The organism is Streptomyces sp. NPDC047525 (assembly GCF_040643025.1).
Taxonomy (GTDB): domain Bacteria; phylum Actinomycetota; class Actinomycetes; order Streptomycetales; family Streptomycetaceae; genus Streptomyces; species Streptomyces durmitorensis.
This window is the reverse complement of sequence record NZ_JBEYTL010000008.1, coordinates 111,212-128,693: the sequence shown is the minus strand read 5'-3', so window position 1 is coordinate 128,693 and position 17,482 is coordinate 111,212. Positions and strand designations below refer to the sequence as shown.

The window sequence follows — 17,482 nt, the reverse complement described above, 5'->3', positions numbered from 1 at the left end:
TTCAAAGGAGACTCCAGATGGCAATCCGCACCCGCACCGGCACCCGCACCGGCACCCGCACCCGCTCTGGCTCTCGCGCCCTGCGCCTGGCAGCCGTTCTCGCCGCCGCAGGTACCGCCACCCTCGGCCTGACCGCACCCGCCCACGCGACCGGCGGTGACCCGCTCGACTACGTCGCCCTCGGCGACAGCTTCAGCGCCGGGTCCGGCATCCTGCCCCTCGACCCGACCGCGCCGCTCCTCTGTGCGCGCTCGACGGCCAACTACCCGCACGTCGTGGCCCAGCGCACCGGCGCCAAGCTCACCGACGTGACCTGCGGCGGAGCCCAGACCAAGGACTTCGCCGGGTCGCAGTACCCCGGCGTCGCCCCGCAGCTCGACGCCGTCGACGCCGACACCGACGTCGTGACGCTGACCATCGGCGGCAACGACAACAACACCTTCATCGGCGCGATCGTCGCCTGCGGCTCCGCCGGGGTGCTCTCCGGCGGCAAGGGCAGCCCCTGCAAGGACGCCAACGGGGACAAGTTCACCAAGGAGATCGACGCCAGTACGTACCCCGCGCTGAAGAACGCCCTGCGAGCGGTCAAGGCCAAGGCCCCGAACGCCCGCGTCGGCATCCTCGGCTACCCGTGGATCGTCCCGGCCAAGGCCGACCCCAGCTGCTTCGCCAAGATGCCGATCGCCACCGGGGACGTTCCCTACCTGCGCGACCTTCAGGCCCACTTGAACAAGGCCGTGCAGCGCGCCGCCTCCGAGACGGGTGCGACGTACGTCGACATGGCCGCCGCCTCGGAGGGGCACGACGCCTGCAAGCCGCTGGGCACCCGCTGGATCGAGCCCGTGCTGTTCGGCACCAACTTCGTCCCGGTGCACCCGAACGCCCTCGGCGAGAAGGGGATGGCCGATCAGGCCATCGGCGTGATGAAGCTCAACTGACCATCACAGCCCTTGTGGTGATGGAGCGTCACGGCCGCTTCGTCCATACCGCCACGTAGTCCACCGCCATCGCCTTCCCCGGCTCCGTCTGCGCGACCGGAGTCGCCCTGCCCGCGACGCCGTCGGGGAAGGCGCCGCCCATCGCGACGTTCAGCAGGATGAAGTACCCCGCGTGGTCCGTCATGTTGGACCACGTGGCGGCGGAGAAGCGGTCCTGGGAGAGGGTGTGGAACTGCTCTCCGTCCACGTACCAGCGCAGCTGGTTCGGGCTCGTCGAGCGGTCCCATTCGAAGCGGTACGTGTGGAACGCCGACTGGCAGCTGGTTCCCGGACACGCCCGGCTGGCGCCGAGGCCCTGTGTCTCGTTGCAGTCGCCTCCCGGGTTCACGCCGCAGTGCAGTACGCCCCAGACGGAGTTGATGCCGTTGACGTTCTCCATCACGTCGAACTCGCCTATCGCCGGCCAGTTCTGGTAGTTGCCGCGGTAGGGCGCGCCGAGCGCCCAGAAGGCGGGCCAGTAGCCGAGCGCGCTCTCGCCGGTGATGTCCGGCATCTGGATGCGGCCCTCGATGGCGAGCGTGCCGCCGTCCGGGGCCTTGAAGTCGGAGCGCTTCGTCTCGATGCGGGCCGACGTCCAGTTCCCCGCGCCGTCCTTGCGCGGGGTGATCCGCAGGCTGCCGTTTCCGTCGAGGGCGAGGTTGTCGGGGGAGTCCGTGTACGACTGGATCTCACCCGTGCCCCAATTGCCGGGCCCGCCGGGGTAGTTGTGGCCGAGGTCGATCTGCCAGTTGTCGGCGGAGGGGCGGGAGCCCGCGGCGCCGTTGAAGTCGTCGCTCCACTCCAGCGACCAGCCGGGCGCCGGTGGGACGTCGCCGCGAGCCGTGCCGGGCGTCATCAGGGCGCCGAGCAGACCGACGGCGGCCAGACCGGCCAGGACGGGGCCGGTGCGGGGGGATCTGGCGAAGCGGCCGATGCGAGTGCTGCGGGCGGGGTGAGTGGTGCGAGCAGTGTGAGTGGTGCTCATGGAACACCTCCGTGGGGGGAGTGTGCGTACCGGTGAGAGCGCTCTCAGAAACGCTCTCCGGTTTTTGTAGTTGCAGACATGCCGGGCGTCAATGGCTCCGGACCGTCAACTTCCCGAACACGTACGGTGGTTGGGTGAGCGAGCCCCAGCACGCCGACTTCTGGTTCGACCCCGTGTGCCCGTACACCTGGCTCACCTCCCGGTGGATCCGCGAGGTCGAGCGGGTGCGGGACGTCACCGTGCGCTGGCGGGTGATGAGCCTCTCGGTGCTCAACGAGGACCTCGATGTCGACCCCGAGGACCCGGAGGGCCGGTGGGGTGACTACATGCGCGGTCCGGGCCGGGTCTGCGCGGCCGTGGCCGGGAAACACGGGAGCGAGGCGCTGGGGAGGTACCTCGACGCGCTCGGGGTGCGGCTGCACGAGCGGGGCGAGTGGGACGGTGCCGAGCGCGCCCTCGCCGACGCCGGACTGCCCGTGGAGCTTGCGGCGCTGGCCTGGACGGAGGAGTACGACGATGCCGTGCGGGCCTCGCACGAGCAGGGCGTCGCGCTGGTCGGCCCCGAGGCCGGGACGCCCGTGCTCTCCGTCCGGGGAGCGGGAGCCGTCTTCGGCCCGGTCGTCTCGCCCGCGCCGAAAGGAGAGGCTGCGGGGCGGCTGTGGGACGGGGTGGTGCTGATGGCGGGCGTCCGGGACTTCCGCGAGCTGAAGCGGCCGTACGGCGAACTCGACTTCCGCTGACCACTGACCGCTGACCACTGACCGCTGACCTTCGACTCCTCGGGCAGCCCCGCACCGCCCAACTCCCCCTGCTTGCTTACCTTTTCGTAAGTACCTGACTAATTAGTCGGTACTTGTGAGGAATCCGGCGCCCGTCAAGCATGGTCCACATGACGAACCAGAGCCACAACCCTTCCGAATCCTCTGTCACCGTCCTCGGCCTCGGCGCCATGGGACAGGCCCTCGCCGGTGCCTTCCTCAAGGCCGGTCACCCCACCACCATCTGGAACCGCACGCCGGACAAGGGTGACGACCTGGTCGCCAGGGGTGCCGTGCGCACGGCCACGGCAGCCGAGGCCGTCCGTGCCTCGGACCTGGTGGTCGTCTGCCTCTACGACTACGAAGCCTCGCGGGCCGTGCTCGGCCCGATCGCCGCGGACCTGTCAGGCCGCGCCCTGGTCAACCTCACGTCGGACACCCCGGAGCGCTCGCGCGAGGCCGCGGCCTGGGCCGCCGAACACGGCGTCGCGTACCTGGACGGCGCCATCCTGGTGCCGGTGACCGTGATCGGCACCCCGGACGCGCTGCTCTTCCACAGCGGCCCGAAGTCCGTGTACGAGCGGCACGAGGGCACGCTCAAGGCGCTCGGCGGCAACACCGTGTACCTCGGCGAGGACCACGGCCTCGCGGCGGTCTACGACAACGCCCTGCTCGACTTCTTCTGGACCAGCATGTCCGGCCTCGTGCACGCGTTCGCGCTGGCCGGGGCGGACGGTGTGAAGGGTGCGGACCTCGCGCCCTATATGAGCGCCCTGCTCTCCATCTTCCCGCCGGCCATCGAGTCGACGGCGGTCGAGGTCGACTCCGGCGAGTATCCGGGCGAGCAGGCCCCGCTCGTCACGGAGGCCGCCAACGTCGATCACATCATCCACGCCTCCGCACACCGCGGTCTGGACGTGCAGGCCCTGAACGGCGTCAAGGCCGTCCTGGACCGGGCCATCGCCAAGGGGCACGGCGCGGACGGCTGGACGGCCGTCATCGAGGCCATCCGCACGCCCGAGCCCCAGGCCCTGGCCCGGGCCCACTGAACACTGAACAACAGGCGGGCCTCGCCCCCTGCGGCGTACGGTGAAAGTGACCGCCGTCACAGAGCAGGAGCCGTGCGATGACTGGTGAACCGAGCTTCTTCGAGATCGGCGTCGAGGACCCGGAGCGGGGGCGCGCCTTCTACGGGGAGCTGCTCGGCTGGTCCTTCGAGCCGGGGCCGTCCGGACAGGGATATGTGATCTCGACCCCGGGTGTGCCCGGCGGCATGCACGGCGGTGACGCGGGCGCCGCGCCCTACCTGTTCTTCCGGGTGGACGACATGGACACCGCGCTGGCCACCGTCATCAAGCTGGGCGGCACGGTCGAGGCGCCCATCGGCGGCGAGAGCGAGGAGTCGGACGCCGCCTTCGGCCGGTTCCGGCTCTGCAAGGACGACCAGGGCTCCACCTTCGGCCTGCACCAGCCGCCGCCCGCCCGCTGAGAGCCGCCGCTCGCCCGCCGAAAAGAGGCGGGACCGCACGCTGGCCTTGACGCCTGCGTCAAGGATTACCGTCGTACGCATGCGCATCGGCGAACTTGCGGAGCGGGCCGGCACCACCACGCGGACGCTTCGGTACTACGAGTCACGGGGGCTGCTGCCCGCCCGTCGCAGTGGCAACGGCTACCGCACCTACGACGAGGACGACGTGCGGCTCCTCGAGCAGATCAGGACCCTGCAGGACTTCGGGTTCGACCTGGAGGAGACGCGGCCCTTCGTGGAGTGTCTGCGGTCGGGGCATCCGGCGGGCGACTCCTGCCCCGCGTCGCTCGACGTATACCGCCGCAAGCTCGGTGAACTCGACGCGCTGATAGTTGAGTTGAGCGCGGTGCGCGAACAGGTCGGTGCGCAGCTCGTGCGCGCCGAGGCGGCGGTTGTGGGAGGCCCGGACCCGCAGTGCGAGCTGACGGGCTGAGGGGCTGAGGGAGAGGGAGCACAAGCATGGCGATGGTCAAGGCCGACGGTGTGGCCGAGGTGACGGACGCGGACTTCGAGGGGGAGGTGCTCAAGGCGGATCTGCCCGTGCTCGTGGAGTTCGGCGCGGAGTGGTGCGGCCCGTGCCGCCAGCTCGCGCCGGTGCTCAGCGAGATCTCGCGCGAGGAGGCGGAGCGGCTGAAGATCGTGCAGCTGGACGTGGACCACAATCCGCGGACGGCGATCGCGTACGGGATTCTCTCGGTGCCGTCCCTGCTGGTCTTCCGGGGCGGTGAGCCGGTGAAGTCCATGGTGGGCGCGCGGCCCAAGCGCAAGCTGCTCGCGGAGCTGGCCGAGGCCGAGGTGCTCTGACCTACGCGGGATCGACGCGGGTCTACGCGGGTGAAAAAGAAATACCCCGGACGAATTGACGTCCGGGGTATTTCTTCGCGTATATTGGATCCTTTCGCGACGCCTGGCTCATTTGGGCGCACGGAATCGCGAGAATCTGTATAAGAGCACTGTAACTGGCGAGGGGCTGAATTGTCAACCGAGGAATTGCGGGAAGAGCAGCAATTCGTCTCCGGGCTGTACGCGCGCCTCGACGCGCTGCGCGAGGAGGCAGAAGCCGCCGTGCGGGCGTCGTTGACGCAGGTCGGCAACGGTCTGCAGGCCAGGCTTGAGCGTGACGTCCTGGTGGCAGAGCGGTCCGGGCTGCTGGCCGCCTTCAACGCGGGAGAGAACGGCCTCTGCTTCGGGAGGCTCGAATTCCGCGACGGCCGTGATCACCACATCGGGCGCATCGGAATCCGCGCGTCCGACATCGAACGCACCCCACTCGTGATCGATTGGCGTGCCGATGTCGCACGCCCCTTCTATCTCGCGACCGGTCATACGCCGATGGGGCTCAGGCGGCGCAGGCACATCACCACCGAGGGCCGTGACGTGACGGCCCTGCACGACGAGATCCTCGATCTCAGCGACACCACCCGCACCGGGTACGAGGGCGCGGACGCCGACGAGGTGCTGCTCGCCGCGCTCGACTCGGCCCGCACCGGACGCATGCACGACATCGTGCAGACCATCCAGGCCGAGCAGGACCGCATCATCCGGGCCCCGCACCACGGCGTCCTCGTCGTCGAGGGCGGCCCCGGCACCGGCAAGACGGTCGTGGCGCTGCACCGCGCCGCGTTCCTCCTCTACGCCCACCGCCAGCTGCTCGCCAAGCGCGCGGTCCTGATCGTCGGCCCGAACCCCGCCTTCCTCGGCTACATCAGCGAGGTCCTGCCAGCGCTCGGCGAGACGGGCGTCCTGCTCTCGACGGTCGGCGAGCTGTTCCCCGGTGTGAGCGCCACCGGCACCGACACCCCCGAAGCCGCCGAGGTGAAGGGGCGGGCGGAGATGGCGGACGTGCTCGCCGCCGCCCTGCGCGACCGGCAGCGGACGCCCGAGCCCGGCGCCCCGGTGATCATCGAGCACGACGACGGCGACCTCGTCCTTGACTGGACGATCGCCCAGGAGGCGCGCGAGGCGGCCCGTGAGGCGGACGTCCCGCACAACCTCGGCCGCCCGCACTTCGCCTTCCGCGTCATCGACATGCTCACCGAGCAGCTCGCCGAGCGCCTGGGCGCCGACCCGTACGGCGGCCCGAACTTCCTCGGCCCCGACGACATCGCCCAGCTCGGCAAGGCGATCGCCGCGAGCCCCGAAGTGCACGCTGCCATCGAGGAGTTGTGGCCCCAGCTCACTCCGGAGGGTTTCCTCGCGGACTTCCTGGAGGAGCCGACGCCGCATCTGCCGGACGAGGACGCGAGGCTCGTGCGACGCTCGCGCGGCGCCGAGTGGACCGCCGCCGACGTCCCGCTGCTCGACGAGGCCGCCGAGCTGCTCGGCAGCGACGACAGCGCGGCACGGGCGATGGCGGAGGCCGAACGGGCCAAGCAGATCGCTTACGCGCAGGGCGTGTTGGACGTCTCGTACGCATCCCGTACGTACGAGTTCGAGGACAAGGACGACGACGAGTCCGAGGTCCTGCTCGCGCACGACATCATCGACGCCGAGCGCATGGCCGAGCGCCAGGAGGAGGACGACCACCGGAGCGCCGCCGAGCGCGCGGCGGCGGACCGCACGTGGGCGTTCGGGCACATCATCGTGGACGAGGCGCAGGAACTCTCCGCCATGGCCTGGCGGTTGCTGATGCGGCGCTGTCCGACCCGCTCCATGACGCTGGTCGGCGACCCCGCGCAGACGGCGGAGGCGGGCGGCTGCGGCTCCTGGGAGTCGATCCTGTCCCCGTACGTCGAGGACCGCTGGGAGTACACACGGCTCGGCGTCAACTACCGCACGCCGGTGGAGATCATGGACGTGGCCGCCGAGGTGCCCCGCGTCGAGCACCCCGATTTCCAGCCGCCCAGCTCCGTGCGGTCCACGGGTGTGGTGCCGTGGGCGCGCCGCACCGACGACCTCGCGGCGGCCGTGGCCGACGCGGTGGCCGCCGAGACACGGGACGACGGCCGCCTCGCGGTGATCGCCCCGCGCGAGCTGCACGACGAGCTCGCCGTAAAGCTCCCCGGGGTGACGGCCGGGGAGGCCCCGGACCTGACGCGGCCGGTCGTCCTGATCGACCCGCGTCAGGCGAAGGGCCTGGAGTTCGACACGGTCCTGGTCGTGGAGCCGGGCCGTTACGGCACGAGCGACCTGTACGTGGCCCTGACCCGGGCCACGCAGCGGCTCGGCATCCTGCACGCGCAGGAGCTTCCGGTGGCGCTCAAACAGGTCGCAGCCACACCGTAGCCAGGGGCGGCAGGGTCAGGCGCAGGGACGCGGGGCGGCCGTGCGACGCCACCGGCTCGGTCTTGACCGGGTCCGGGTTGGTGACGTCGCCGCCGCCGTAGCGTGCCAGGTCCGTGTTCAGGACCTCCTGCCAGGCGGTGAACTCGCCCGGGACGCCCAGGCGGTACTCGTGCCGCACCACCGGCGAGAAGTGCGAGATGGCCAGGAGCGGCGCTCCGTCCGTTTCCTGGTCGGCGTAGCGCAGGAACGCGAAGACGTTGTCCTCGGCCGCGTCGCCCTCGACCCAGGCGAAGCCGCCGGGGTCGGTGTCGCGCTGCCAGAGGCACGGCTCGCGGCGGTAGACGGTGTTCAGGTCGCGTACGAGGTCCCGGACGCCCCGGTGGTCGGCCTCGGCCCCGTACGCGGGGTCGAGCAGCCACCAGTCGGGGCCGTGCCCCTCCGACCACTCGGCGCCCTGCGCGAACTCCTGTCCCATGAAGATCAGTTGCTTGCCGGGGTGAGCCCACATGAAGCCCAGGTAGGCGCGGTGGTTGGCGCGCTGCTGCCACCAGTCGCCCGGCATCTTCGACACCAGGGACCGCTTGCCGTGCACGACCTCGTCGTGCGAGATCGGCAGGACGTAGTTCTCGCTGTAGGCGTACACCATCGAGAACGTCATCTCGTTGTGGTGGAACTTGCGGTGCACGGGCTCCTTCGACACGTAGTCGAGCGAGTCGTGCATCCACCCCATGTTCCACTTCAGGCCGAAGCCGAGCCCGCCGAAGCCGCCGGGTCCCTCGTGGTGCGTCGCGCGGGTCACGCCGTCCCAGGCCGTGGACTCCTCGGCGATCGTGACGACGCCGGGGGCGCGGCGGTAGACGGTGGCGTTCATCTCCTGGAGGAAGGCGACGGCGTCGAGGTTCTCGCGCCCGCCGTGCACGTTCGGCGTCCATTCGCCGTTCTCGCGCGAGTAGTCCAGATACAGCATGGAGGCGACGGCGTCGACGCGCAGCCCGTCGATGTGGAACTCCTCGCACCAGTAAGTGGCGTTCGCGACAAGGAAGTTGCGGACCTCCTTGCGGCCGTAGTCGAACTCCAGGGTGCCCCAGTCGGGGTGCGCGGCCCGGTCCGGGTCCTCGTGCTCGTACAGCGTCCGTCCGTCGAACTCCGCGAGCGCCCAGTCGTCGCGCGGGAAGTGCGCGGGCACCCAGTCCATCAGGACGCCGATGCCCGCTCTGTGCAGGGCGTCGACCAGGTACTTGAAGTCGTCGGGCGAGCCGAGGCGTGCCGTCGGCGCGTAGAAGCCGGTGACCTGATAGCCCCAGGAGCCGCCGAAGGGGTGCTCGGCGACGGGCATCAGCTCGACGTGCGTGAACCCCAGGTCGGCGACGTACGCGGGCAGTTGCTCGGCCAGTTGACGGTACGTCAGGCCTGGTCGCCAGGAGGCCAGATGCATCTCGTACACGGAGAACGGCGCCTCATGGACCGGCACCTCCGCACGGCGCGCGAGCCACTCCTCGTCATGCCACTCGTGGTGCGACTCGTGCACGACGGAGGAGTTCGCGGGCGGGGTCTCCGTGCGGCGGGCCAGCGGGTCGGCGCGCAGCGTCTTCGAGCCGTCGGGCCGGGTGATCTCGTACTTGTAGAGCTCGCCCTCGCCGACCGAGGGCACGAACAGCTCCCAGACACCGCTGCCGCCGAGCGAGCGCATCGGGAAACCGGTGCCGTCCCAGAAGTTGAAGTTCCCCACCACGCGCACGCCCAGGGCGTTGGGCGCCCACACCGTGAAGCGTGTCCCGGTCGCCCCCTCGTGCACCATCGGGCGTGAGCCGAGCGCGTGCCACAGCTGCTCGTGCCGGCCCTCGCCGATCAGATGCAGATCGAACTCGCCGAGCGCGGGCAGGAAGCGGTACGCGTCGTGGATCTCAAGATCGGCGTCCTCGTACGTGATCCGGAGCCGGTAGTCGTCGGGAATCTCCCGCAGCGGAAGCACCCCGGAGAAGAACCCTTCCCCGTCGTCCTGCAGCTCCGCCCGCAGATCCTTGGCGACGACGGCGACGGAGCGCGCGTACGGCCGCAGCGCGCGGAAGGCTATGCCCTCGCGCACGACGTGGGCGCCGAGCACCCCGTGCGGGTCGTGGTGCGTGCCGCCCAGGAGACGGGCACGGTCGGCCCGGGGGACGGGCGACGTGGGGCGGCTGCTCTTCTTCAGCCGCTGCTTCGGGCGGTCGGGCTCCGGCTTCCGCTTGCCCTTCTTGCTGGCCTCGTCGGACGGTTTGCGCGGCTGCGGGCGGGGGGTCACGGGGGAGCCTCCTCGGCGATGGCAGGTCAGTGGGGTTCGGTGGCGGGGCCGTTCGTGGCGAGGCGCTTGATCGCGGCGAGGGGCACGGGGAGCCAGTCGGGGCGGTGGCGGGCCTCGTAGAGGACTTCGTAGACCGCCTTGTCCGTTTCGTAGGCGCGCAGCAGTACCGGGTCCATACGGGGATCGCGGCCGGAGACCTCCGCGTACCCCGTGCAGTACGCGGCCCGGCAGTCGCCCGCCCACTCGGTCGCCCACGGCTCGCTCGAGCGCGCCGCGTAGTCGAAGGACCGGAGCATGCCCGCCACATCGCGCACCGGCGGCTGCGGCATCCTGCGCTCGGACAGCGCGCGCGAGGGCTCACCCTCGAAGTCGATGAGCGACCACTCCCCGGCGGGCGAGCGCAGGCACTGCCCCAGGTGCAGGTCACCGTGGATGCGCTGCGCCGTCCACTGGGCCTCGCCCCGGCCCAGGTCGGCGAGGGCCTCGAAGGTCGTGCGCAGGGCGGCGGCGTACGGCTGAAGGGCGGGCACCGCCTTCGCCGCCGCGTCCAGGCGGTCCGCCATGCCCCCGGCGATCAGCTCCATCTGGGCGCGGCCCAGCGTGACGGTGGGCAGCGCGCGGGCGAGCGCCAGGTGTACGTCGGCCGTCGCGCGGCCGAGCGCCCGCGCCTCGCCGCTGAAGTCCCGGCCGGCGGTGAGCTCCCGCAGGGCCAGCTCCCAGCCGTCCGCCGTGCCCTTCAGATAGGGCTGGAGGACACCGAGGACGTTCAGGTCGTCCGCGACGTCCGCAAGGAGCCAGGCAGCGGGCGCGGGCACCTGCGCACAGCCCTCGCGGGCCAGCATCAGGGGCAGTTCCAGGTCGGGATTGACTCCGGGGACGATACGGCGGAACAGCTTCAGGATGAACGTGTCGCCGTACACGAGCGAGGAGTTGGACTGCTCGGCGGCGAGCACACGCGGCGCGAGGTCGTCGCCGATGTCCTTGCGCGGGTCGCGCTCGAAGCGGAGCTTCCCGACCCGCGCCTCCATCCGCAGCGCCTCCAGGAGGAACCCGGACATGCGGGCGTCGTGCATCGCTTCGTAGACCGTGAACCCGGCGAGGGGCCCCCGCGTCACATGGCCGATCAGCGCGGGCGCGAGCCGTGGCGGCAGCTCGCGCCGTACGCCCAGGAGGAGTTGATAGCAGTCGGCGGGCAGTGCGGGCGCGCCGCCGGTGACCTGCGCGGGCACCTGCGGCTGCCGCACCCGTACGAGCAGGTGGAGAAGGCCCAACTCGGAGGTCGGCGGCAGCAGTTCGGTCGCCGTGACCAGGGTGAAGTCGGTGATGGGATGGCCCTTGCCCGCGAACCAGCGCTGCCGTGGCAGCCACGCGCGCAGCAGCGGATCGAGCGAGGCGAGCAGCGCGTCCGTGGTGATGCCCGGGCGGGTGACGGCTTCCGACATGGCGTCGCGTCCTTTCCGCGGTGCGGACAAGGGAGGAGTGCGGGAGTGCCGGTTGTGCGGGAGAGTGCCCAGGGCGGGGCGGTGGAAACCGCCCCGCACAGGAGTAGCAGGGGTGGAGCCTACGCCGCGTCCCTGCGCAGCCGGAACCAGTAGAAGCCATGTCCTGCCAGAGTCAGCAGATAGGGCAGCTCACCGATGGCCGGGAAGCGCACGCCACCGATCAGTTCCACGGGGTGGCGGCCGTTGAAGGTCTGCAGATCCAGTTCGGTGGGCTGCGCGAACCTGGAGAAGTTGTGCACGCACAGCACGAGGTCGTCCTTGTACTCGCGCAGGAACGCGATCACCGCCGGGTTCGACGACGGCAGTTCCGTGTACGAGCCGAGCCCGAACGCCGGGTTCTGCTTGCGGATCTCGATCATCCGGCGCGTCCAGTGCAGCAGCGAGGACGGCGACGACATGGACGCCTCGACGTTCGTGACCTGGTACCCGTAGACCGGATCCATGATCGTCGGGAGGTAGAGCCGTCCCGGGTCGCAGGACGAGAAGCCCGCGTTGCGGTCGGGCGTCCACTGCATCGGGGTGCGCACCGCGTCGCGGTCACCGAGCCAGATGTTGTCGCCCATGCCGATCTCGTCGCCGTAGTACAGGATCGGCGATCCGGGCAGCGAGAGGAGCAGGGCCGTGAACAGCTCGATCTGGTTGCGGTCGTTGTCCAGGAGCGTGGCCAGGCGCCGCCGGATGCCGATGTTGGCGCGCATCCGCGGGTCTTTGGCGTATTCCGCGTACATGTAGTCGCGCTCTTCGTCCGTGACCATTTCGAGGGTGAGCTCGTCGTGGTTGCGCAGGAAGATGCCCCACTGGCAGCCCGAGGGGATGGCCGGGGTCTTGGCGAGGATCTCGGAGACCGGATAGCGGGATTCGCGGCGCACGGCCATGAAGATGCGCGGCATGACGGGGAAGTGGAACGCCATGTGGCATTCGTCGCCGCCGTCCTTGAAGTCGCCGAAGTAGTCGACGACGTCCTCGGGCCACTGGTTGGCCTCGGCGAGCAGCACCGTGTCCGGGTAGTGGGCGTCGATCTCGGCCCGGACGCGCTTGAGCAGGCCGTGCGAGCGGGGGAGGTTCTCGCAGTTGGTGCCCTCCTCGGCGAAGAGGTAGGGCACGGCGTCCAGGCGGAAGCCGTCGATGCCCAGGTCGAGCCAGAACCGCAGGGCGGAGATGATCTCCTCCTGGACGGCCGGGTTCTCGTAGTTGAGATCTGGCTGGTGGGAGAAGAAGCGGTGCCAGAAGTACTGCTTGCGCACCGGGTCGAAGGTCCAGTTCGACGCCTCGGTGTCGACGAAGATGATGCGCGCGTCCTGGTACTGCTTGTCGTCGTCCGCCCAGACGTAGTAGTCGCCGTAGGGCCCTTCGGGGTCGCTGCGGGACTCCTTGAACCACGGGTGCTGATCGCTGGTGTGGTTCATCACGAAGTCGATGATCACGCGCATGCCGCGCTGGTGCGCGGAGTCCACGAACTCCACGAAGTCGGCGAGGTCGCCGAACTCGGGCAGGACCGCGGTGTAGTCCGACACGTCGTAACCGCCGTCCCGCAGCGGTGACTTGAAGAACGGCGGCAGCCACAGGCAGTCCACGCCGAGCCACTGGAGATAGTCCAGCTTGGCGGTGATGCCCTTGAGGTCGCCGATGCCGTCGCCGTTGCTGTCCTGGAAGGACCGCACCAGGACTTCGTAGAACACGGCGCGCTTGAACCACTCGGGGTCGCGGTCCTTGGCGGGCGTGTCCTCGAACGTGTCCTGGACGGGCTCGTTGATGATCATGGTGTGGGTGACCCTCCGATCAACGGTGAGGACGGTCGCAGGACCCTGAAGACGTGCGCGGGCGTGCGGCCCGGCTCGAGGCGCACATAGTTGGCCCTGCCCCAGTGGTAGGTGACGCCGGTGAGCTCGTCGCGCACCGGCACGGTCTCGTGCCAGTGGAGGCCGAGTTTCGGCATGTCCAACGAGACCGTGGCCTCCTGGGTGTGGTGGGCGTCGAGGTTCACGACCACCAGAACCGTGTTCGATCCGTCCGTGTCGTCGGCCGTCTTCGAGTACGCGATCACCGCTTCCTGGTCCGTGGGATGGAAGTGCAGGTCACGCAGTTGCCGCAGGGCGGGGTTGGCGCGTCGTACGCGGTTCAGCGTGGTGATGAGGGGAGCGATGGTGGAGCCGGTGCGCTCGGCCGACTTCCAGTCACGCGGACGCAGTTGATACTTCTCCGAGTTCAGATACTCCTCGCTGTCGGCCCGTGCGGGGGCGTTCTCGCACAGCTCGTATCCGCTGTAGACGCCCCACGTCGGCGAGAGGGTTGCGGCGAGCACGGCGCGGGCCTCGAAGGCCGGTCGTCCGCCGTTCTGGAGGTAGGCATGCAGGATGTCCGGGGTGTTGACGAAGAAGTTCGGCCGCAGGTAATGGGCGGTCTCGGTCGACAACTCCCGCAGGTAGTCGGTCAGTTCGTCCTTGCCGTTGCGCCAGGTGAAGTACGTGTAGGACTGCTGGAAGCCGATCGCGGCCAGGGTGCGCATCATCGCCGGGCGCGTGAACGCCTCCGCCAGGAAGATGACGTCCGGGTCGGTCCTGTTGATGTCGCCCAGCACTTCCTCCCAGAAGCCGACGGGCTTGGTGTGCGGATTGTCCACGCGGAAGATACGCACGCCGTGGGCCATCCAGAACCGCAGCAGACGTAGGGTCTCGGCGATCAGGCCCGGCATGTCGCGATCGAAGGCCAGGGGGTAGATGTCCTGGTACTTCTTCGGCGGGTTCTCCGCGTACGCGATGGAGCCGTCGGCGCGGTGCGCGAACCACTCGGGGTGCTTGTCCACCCAGGGGTGGTCGGGGGAGCACTGGAGCGCGAAGTCGAGGGCGACTTCGAGGTCCAGTTCGGCGGCGCGGCGCACGAAGGCGTCGAAGTCATCCAGCGTGCCGAGGTCCGGGTGGACGGCGTCGTGGCCGCCCTCGGGGGAGCCGATCGCCCAGGGCACGCCGACGTCGTGCGGCCCGGGGGAGAGGGAGTTGTTCGGACCCTTGCGGAAGGTGCTCCCGATCGGATGGACCGGCGGCAGATAGACGACGTCGAAGCCCATCGCGGCGATGGCCGGGAGGCGCTCGGCGGCGGTGCGGAAGGTGCCCGACCTCGGTGGCTCGCCCTCGCGGACGACGGCGCCCTCCGAGCGCGGGAAGAATTCGTACCAGGACCCGAAGAGGGCGCGCGGCCGCTCCACGAGCAGCGGCAACCGGTCCGACTCCGTGACGAGTTCGCGCAGCGGATGCTCGGCCAGGACCGCGTCCACCTCCGGGGTGAGGGCGGCGGCCAGGCGGGCCGCGACGGGGCGGTCCGTGTCGCGCAGGGACTCGGCGGCGGTGCGGAGGGTGGCGCGGCGGCCCTTGCTCACGGGGGCGTCGGCGGCGGCGCGCTCGTGCAGACGGGCGCCTTCCTCCAGGACGAGCTCGGTGTCGATGCCCGCCGGGATCTTGATGTGCGCGTGGTGCCGCCACTGGGCGAGGGGATCGCCCCACGCCTCGACGCAGTACGTCCAGTTCCCCTCGGCGTCCGCGGTGACGTCCGCGCCCCACCGGTCGGTCCCGGGAGCGAGTTCGCGCATCGGCGTCCACGGCCCCGGGCGCCCTTCCGGGTCCCGCAGGACGACATTGGCGGCGACCGCCTCGTGCCCTTCGCGGAAGACGGTGGCGGTGACCTGGAAGGTCTCGCCCACCACGGCCTTGGCGGGCCTGCGTCCGCCGTGGACGAGGGGCGCGATGTCGAGGACGGGTATGCGGCCGGTGAGGGTGTCCGGCCGGGCGGGTCGAGGGGGTGGATCCTGCGGGTCCTGCTGTGGTGCCGGGGATGTGGGCACCCTTGTGGGGGCCTTTCCCGAGGGCTTCGCCGACGGGCGAGTTGAGGGCATGACCGCTCCTGTCCGCGTTACATAAGTGGGGCGGATACGGGGGTGTGGAGGGGTTCTGCGACTGCGTGCCGCGCTGTACAGGCCGTTCTGAGCCGTGACTGACCGTACTGAGCCGTGTGCGTACGGGGGAGCCTTCCCACCAACTTTGGGTGGGCAATCCGGCGCTTTGTTAACTACTGGTGCGTAAGGCTCAAACAAGGCTGTGCGTGTATCGGGAGTGCTCCCGGACGGCGGGCAATGCAGCACTACTGGTGCGTAAGGCTCAAACAAGGCTGTCGCCCTATCGAGGGTGCTTCGGGTCGGCGCCAGAGGCAAGGCCAAAGCTCGGGCACGCGGAACGGGCCCCGCCGTGTGCGGCGGGGCCCGTTCCGTGATGCGCAGTGCCTTAAGGGTTGTTGACCTGCAGCAACTTGTTCGGTGAGCCGAGACCGGCGCCCGTCACCTTGCCCGGCACCGCCCGATCGGTCAGTGCCTTGCTCACCTCGGCCGGTGTGGCCGAGGGGTGGTCGGCGAGGTAGAGCGCCGCCGCGCCCGCCACGTGCGGCGAGGCCATCGACGTACCCGAGATGGTGTCCGTGGCGGCGTCGTCCGTGTTCCAGGCGGAGGTGATGCCGACGCCCGGCGCGAACAGATCAAGGCTGCCGCCCCAGTTGGAGAAACTGGCCTTGGCGTCCTTGACGTCGGTCGCGCCGACCGTGACCGCTTCCTTCACGCGGGCCGGTGAGAACAGGAAGGCGGGCAGCCCGTCGTTCCCCGCGGCGACCGTGTAAGTGACCCCGGACGCGATCGAGTTGCGCACGGCCGCGTCCAGCTGGGCGTTGGCCGTGCCGCCGAGGCTCAAATTGGCGACGGCGGGTTTCTTCGCGTTCTTGGTCACCCAGTCGATGCCGGCGATGACCTGGGCGGTCGTCCCCGAACCCGCGTCGTCGAGCACCCGCACGCCCACGACGTCCGCCTTCTTGGCGACCCCGTGGCTCTCGCCCGCGACCGTCGCGGAGACGTGCGTGCCGTGTCCGTTGCCGTCCTGCGCGGTGGCGTCGTTGTCGATGAAGTCCCAGCCGCTGCTTGCGCGGCCGCCGAAATCCTTGTGCGTGGTGCGGACGCCGGTGTCGATGACGTACGCGGTCACGCCCTGCCCGGCGGATTCGGGAGAGGTGTAGGACTTGTCGAGCGGCAGACCCTTCTGGTCGATCCGGTCGAGCCCCCAGGACGGCGGATTCTTCTGGGTGTGGTCCAGGGACACGATGCTGTCCTGGACCACGGTGGCGACCCTGGAGTCGCCCGCGAGCTTCTTGGCCTGGGCCGAACCCGCCTTCACCGCATAGCCGTTGAGCGCGGTGCTGTAGGTGTGACTGATGTCCGCCCCGTACTTGGCGGCTATGTCCTTGCCCGTGTCCGACGGGGCCGAGGTCCCGCCCTTGAGCGTGACGATGTAACTCCCGCTGATGGAACCGGGCTCACCGGCGCCGAGTATCTCCCCGAGCGGGGCATCGGCGGGAGCGGCGTGTGCGGGCAGCGTGATGGCCGAAAGTACCGCTGCCGTGGTGGCGGCGGTGATGGCTCCCGCCCACCGCAAACGCTTCGTTCGCGTAAGAGTCATACGCTGGTTTCCCTCCCCAACTTGACGTGCCCACCGCAGAGTTGGCCGGTCAGTGCCGGATCCCCTGTATCTGCAAGGGCGTCACTTGGCAGCCTCTCGTGCGGTGTGAGGGCCTACAAGACCACAGGGCAGGGGGGAATCGGCCATATCGCCCGTGGGGGTGCTGTGAGGGTTGCGCCGATTTTCGGACGGGTTCAGGACGCCTCCGTCAGGTGCGGGGCCACGGGGTGACCGTCGGTACGTCGGCGTCCGATTACCGCCAGCCGACCAGCGCCGCAGCCGTCACGCTGAGGGCATGACCACCCAGCACGAATCACCCGCGCCGGACTCCCTGACCGTCCTCACCGGCATGTACGAGGCGGAGTCCCGCTACCTGGCGGCCGGCGGCCCCGGCCGGGCCACGTTCGACCTGCTCGCCCCCTATTTCGCCCCCGATGTCGTGATGCACCAGGCCCGGGCCCTTCCGTACGGCGGCACCTGGCGCGGCCACGACGGCATGACCCGCTTCTTCCTCGCCATGAGCCGGACGTGGGAGTCCTTCGAGATCGGCGAGCAGGAATTCCTGGCCACGGGCGAGACGGCGGTCGTGCACAGCCAGGTCCACGCGAGGGCCCGCGCCACGGGGCGTGAACTCGCCTTCCCCGTACTGCAGACGATCGCTGTGCGGGGCGGGCGGATCGCGGAGGTGCGGCCGTTCTACTGGGACACGGCGGCGATCGTGGCGGCGACGACGCCTTAGC

At 70.0% G+C, this 17,482-nt stretch carries 13 protein-coding genes and 1 pseudogene; 8 read left to right on the top strand and 6 right to left on the bottom strand.

All coding sequences use genetic code 11. The features are described 5' to 3' along the window. Positions 1-17 precede the first annotated feature (17 nt). Positions 18-938 (top strand): SGNH/GDSL hydrolase family protein, encoded by a 921-nt coding sequence (locus ABZ833_RS24035; protein ID WP_361049864.1) that lies wholly within the window; start codon positions 18-20, stop codon positions 936-938. A gap of 37 nt (positions 939-975) precedes the next feature. Here the strand turns inward: ABZ833_RS24035 and ABZ833_RS24030 are convergent. Continuing rightward, a pseudogene (locus tag ABZ833_RS24030) lies at positions 976-1,833 on the bottom strand (glycoside hydrolase family 16 protein); the annotation flags it as partial. A 263-nt stretch (positions 1,834-2,096) separates the two neighbouring features. Here ABZ833_RS24030 and ABZ833_RS24025 point away from each other — a divergent pair. The 6 genes from ABZ833_RS24025 to ABZ833_RS24000 all read left to right on the top strand — a co-directional run bounded on the left by ABZ833_RS24025 (position 2,097) and on the right by ABZ833_RS24000 (position 7,473). After that, positions 2,097-2,702 (top strand): disulfide bond formation protein DsbA, encoded by a 606-nt coding sequence (locus ABZ833_RS24025; RefSeq protein ID WP_361049862.1) that lies wholly within the window; start codon positions 2,097-2,099, stop codon positions 2,700-2,702. A gap of 149 nt (positions 2,703-2,851) precedes the next feature. Next, a complete protein-coding gene (locus tag ABZ833_RS24020) occupies positions 2,852-3,769 on the top strand; it encodes an NAD(P)-binding domain-containing protein (RefSeq protein ID WP_361049860.1) in 918 nt (305 codons plus the stop codon). A 77-nt stretch (positions 3,770-3,846) separates the two neighbouring features. Beyond that, on the top strand, positions 3,847-4,209 hold the full coding sequence (locus ABZ833_RS24015) for a VOC family protein (protein ID WP_361049858.1): 363 nt from the start codon (positions 3,847-3,849) through the stop codon (positions 4,207-4,209). A gap of 79 nt (positions 4,210-4,288) precedes the next feature. Next, complete coding sequence (locus ABZ833_RS24010) at positions 4,289-4,681, top strand: MerR family transcriptional regulator (protein WP_361049856.1); 393 nt, start codon at positions 4,289-4,291, stop codon at positions 4,679-4,681. A 32-nt stretch (positions 4,682-4,713) separates the two neighbouring features. Then, positions 4,714-5,052 (top strand): thioredoxin, encoded by a 339-nt coding sequence (gene trxA / locus ABZ833_RS24005; protein ID WP_361050759.1) that lies wholly within the window; start codon positions 4,714-4,716, stop codon positions 5,050-5,052. A gap of 171 nt (positions 5,053-5,223) precedes the next feature. Beyond that, positions 5,224-7,473: a helicase gene (locus ABZ833_RS24000; protein ID WP_361049854.1), complete on the top strand. Its 2,250-nt coding sequence runs from the start codon at positions 5,224-5,226 to the stop codon at positions 7,471-7,473. Here the strand turns inward: ABZ833_RS24000 and glgB are convergent. The 5 genes from glgB to ABZ833_RS23975 form a co-directional block, all read right to left on the bottom strand. Beyond that, on the bottom strand, positions 7,448-9,664 hold the full coding sequence (gene glgB, locus ABZ833_RS23995) for a 1,4-alpha-glucan branching enzyme (RefSeq protein WP_361050756.1): 2,217 nt from the start codon (positions 9,662-9,664) through the stop codon (positions 7,448-7,450). The genes ABZ833_RS24000 and glgB overlap by 26 nt on opposite strands. 116 nt (positions 9,665-9,780) lie before the next feature. Next, positions 9,781-11,196 (bottom strand): maltokinase, encoded by a 1,416-nt coding sequence (locus ABZ833_RS23990; RefSeq protein ID WP_361049852.1) that lies wholly within the window; start codon positions 11,194-11,196, stop codon positions 9,781-9,783. 119 nt (positions 11,197-11,315) lie between these two features. Next, on the bottom strand, positions 11,316-13,016 hold the full coding sequence (gene treS / locus ABZ833_RS23985; RefSeq protein WP_361049850.1) for a maltose alpha-D-glucosyltransferase: 1,701 nt from the start codon (positions 13,014-13,016) through the stop codon (positions 11,316-11,318). Beyond that, positions 13,013-15,142 carry an alpha-1,4-glucan--maltose-1-phosphate maltosyltransferase gene (locus ABZ833_RS23980; RefSeq protein ID WP_361049848.1) on the bottom strand — a complete coding sequence of 710 codons (2,130 nt, stop codon included), beginning with the start codon at positions 15,140-15,142 and terminating at the stop codon, positions 13,013-13,015. The genes treS and ABZ833_RS23980 overlap by 4 nt, the downstream gene beginning before the upstream one ends. Positions 15,143-15,527: 385 nt before the next feature. Further along, positions 15,528-16,742, bottom strand: a complete 1,215-nt coding sequence (locus ABZ833_RS23975) for a S8 family peptidase (protein ID WP_361049846.1) — start codon at positions 16,740-16,742, stop codon at positions 15,528-15,530. Between the two features lie 295 nt (positions 16,743-17,037). Here ABZ833_RS23975 and ABZ833_RS23970 point away from each other — a divergent pair, with 295 nt between their 5' ends. Then, positions 17,038-17,481, top strand: a complete 444-nt coding sequence (locus ABZ833_RS23970; protein ID WP_361049844.1) for a nuclear transport factor 2 family protein — start codon at positions 17,038-17,040, stop codon at positions 17,479-17,481. Position 17,482 lies beyond the last annotated feature (1 nt).

Bases quoted from the DNA above. Each gene is read 5' to 3' on its own strand.
- ABZ833_RS24035 (WP_361049864.1), top strand. From the start codon at position 18: ATGGCAATCCGCACCCGCACCGGCACCCGCACCGGCACCCGCACCCGC.
- ABZ833_RS24020 (WP_361049860.1), top strand. From the start codon at position 2,852: ATGACGAACCAGAGCCACAACCCTTCCGAATCCTCTGTCACCGTCCTC.
- ABZ833_RS24015 (WP_361049858.1), top strand. From the start codon at position 3,847: ATGACTGGTGAACCGAGCTTCTTCGAGATCGGCGTCGAGGACCCGGAG.
- ABZ833_RS24010 (WP_361049856.1), top strand. From the start codon at position 4,289: ATGCGCATCGGCGAACTTGCGGAGCGGGCCGGCACCACCACGCGGACG.
- trxA (WP_361050759.1), top strand. From the start codon at position 4,714: ATGGTCAAGGCCGACGGTGTGGCCGAGGTGACGGACGCGGACTTCGAG.
- ABZ833_RS23990 (WP_361049852.1), bottom strand. From the start codon at position 11,196: ATGTCGGAAGCCGTCACCCGCCCGGGCATCACCACGGACGCGCTGCTC.
- treS (WP_361049850.1), bottom strand. From the start codon at position 13,016: ATGATCATCAACGAGCCCGTCCAGGACACGTTCGAGGACACGCCCGCC.
- ABZ833_RS23980 (WP_361049848.1), bottom strand. From the start codon at position 15,142: ATGCCCTCAACTCGCCCGTCGGCGAAGCCCTCGGGAAAGGCCCCCACA.
- ABZ833_RS23975 (WP_361049846.1), bottom strand. From the start codon at position 16,742: ATGACTCTTACGCGAACGAAGCGTTTGCGGTGGGCGGGAGCCATCACC.
- ABZ833_RS23970 (WP_361049844.1), top strand. From the start codon at position 17,038: ATGACCACCCAGCACGAATCACCCGCGCCGGACTCCCTGACCGTCCTC.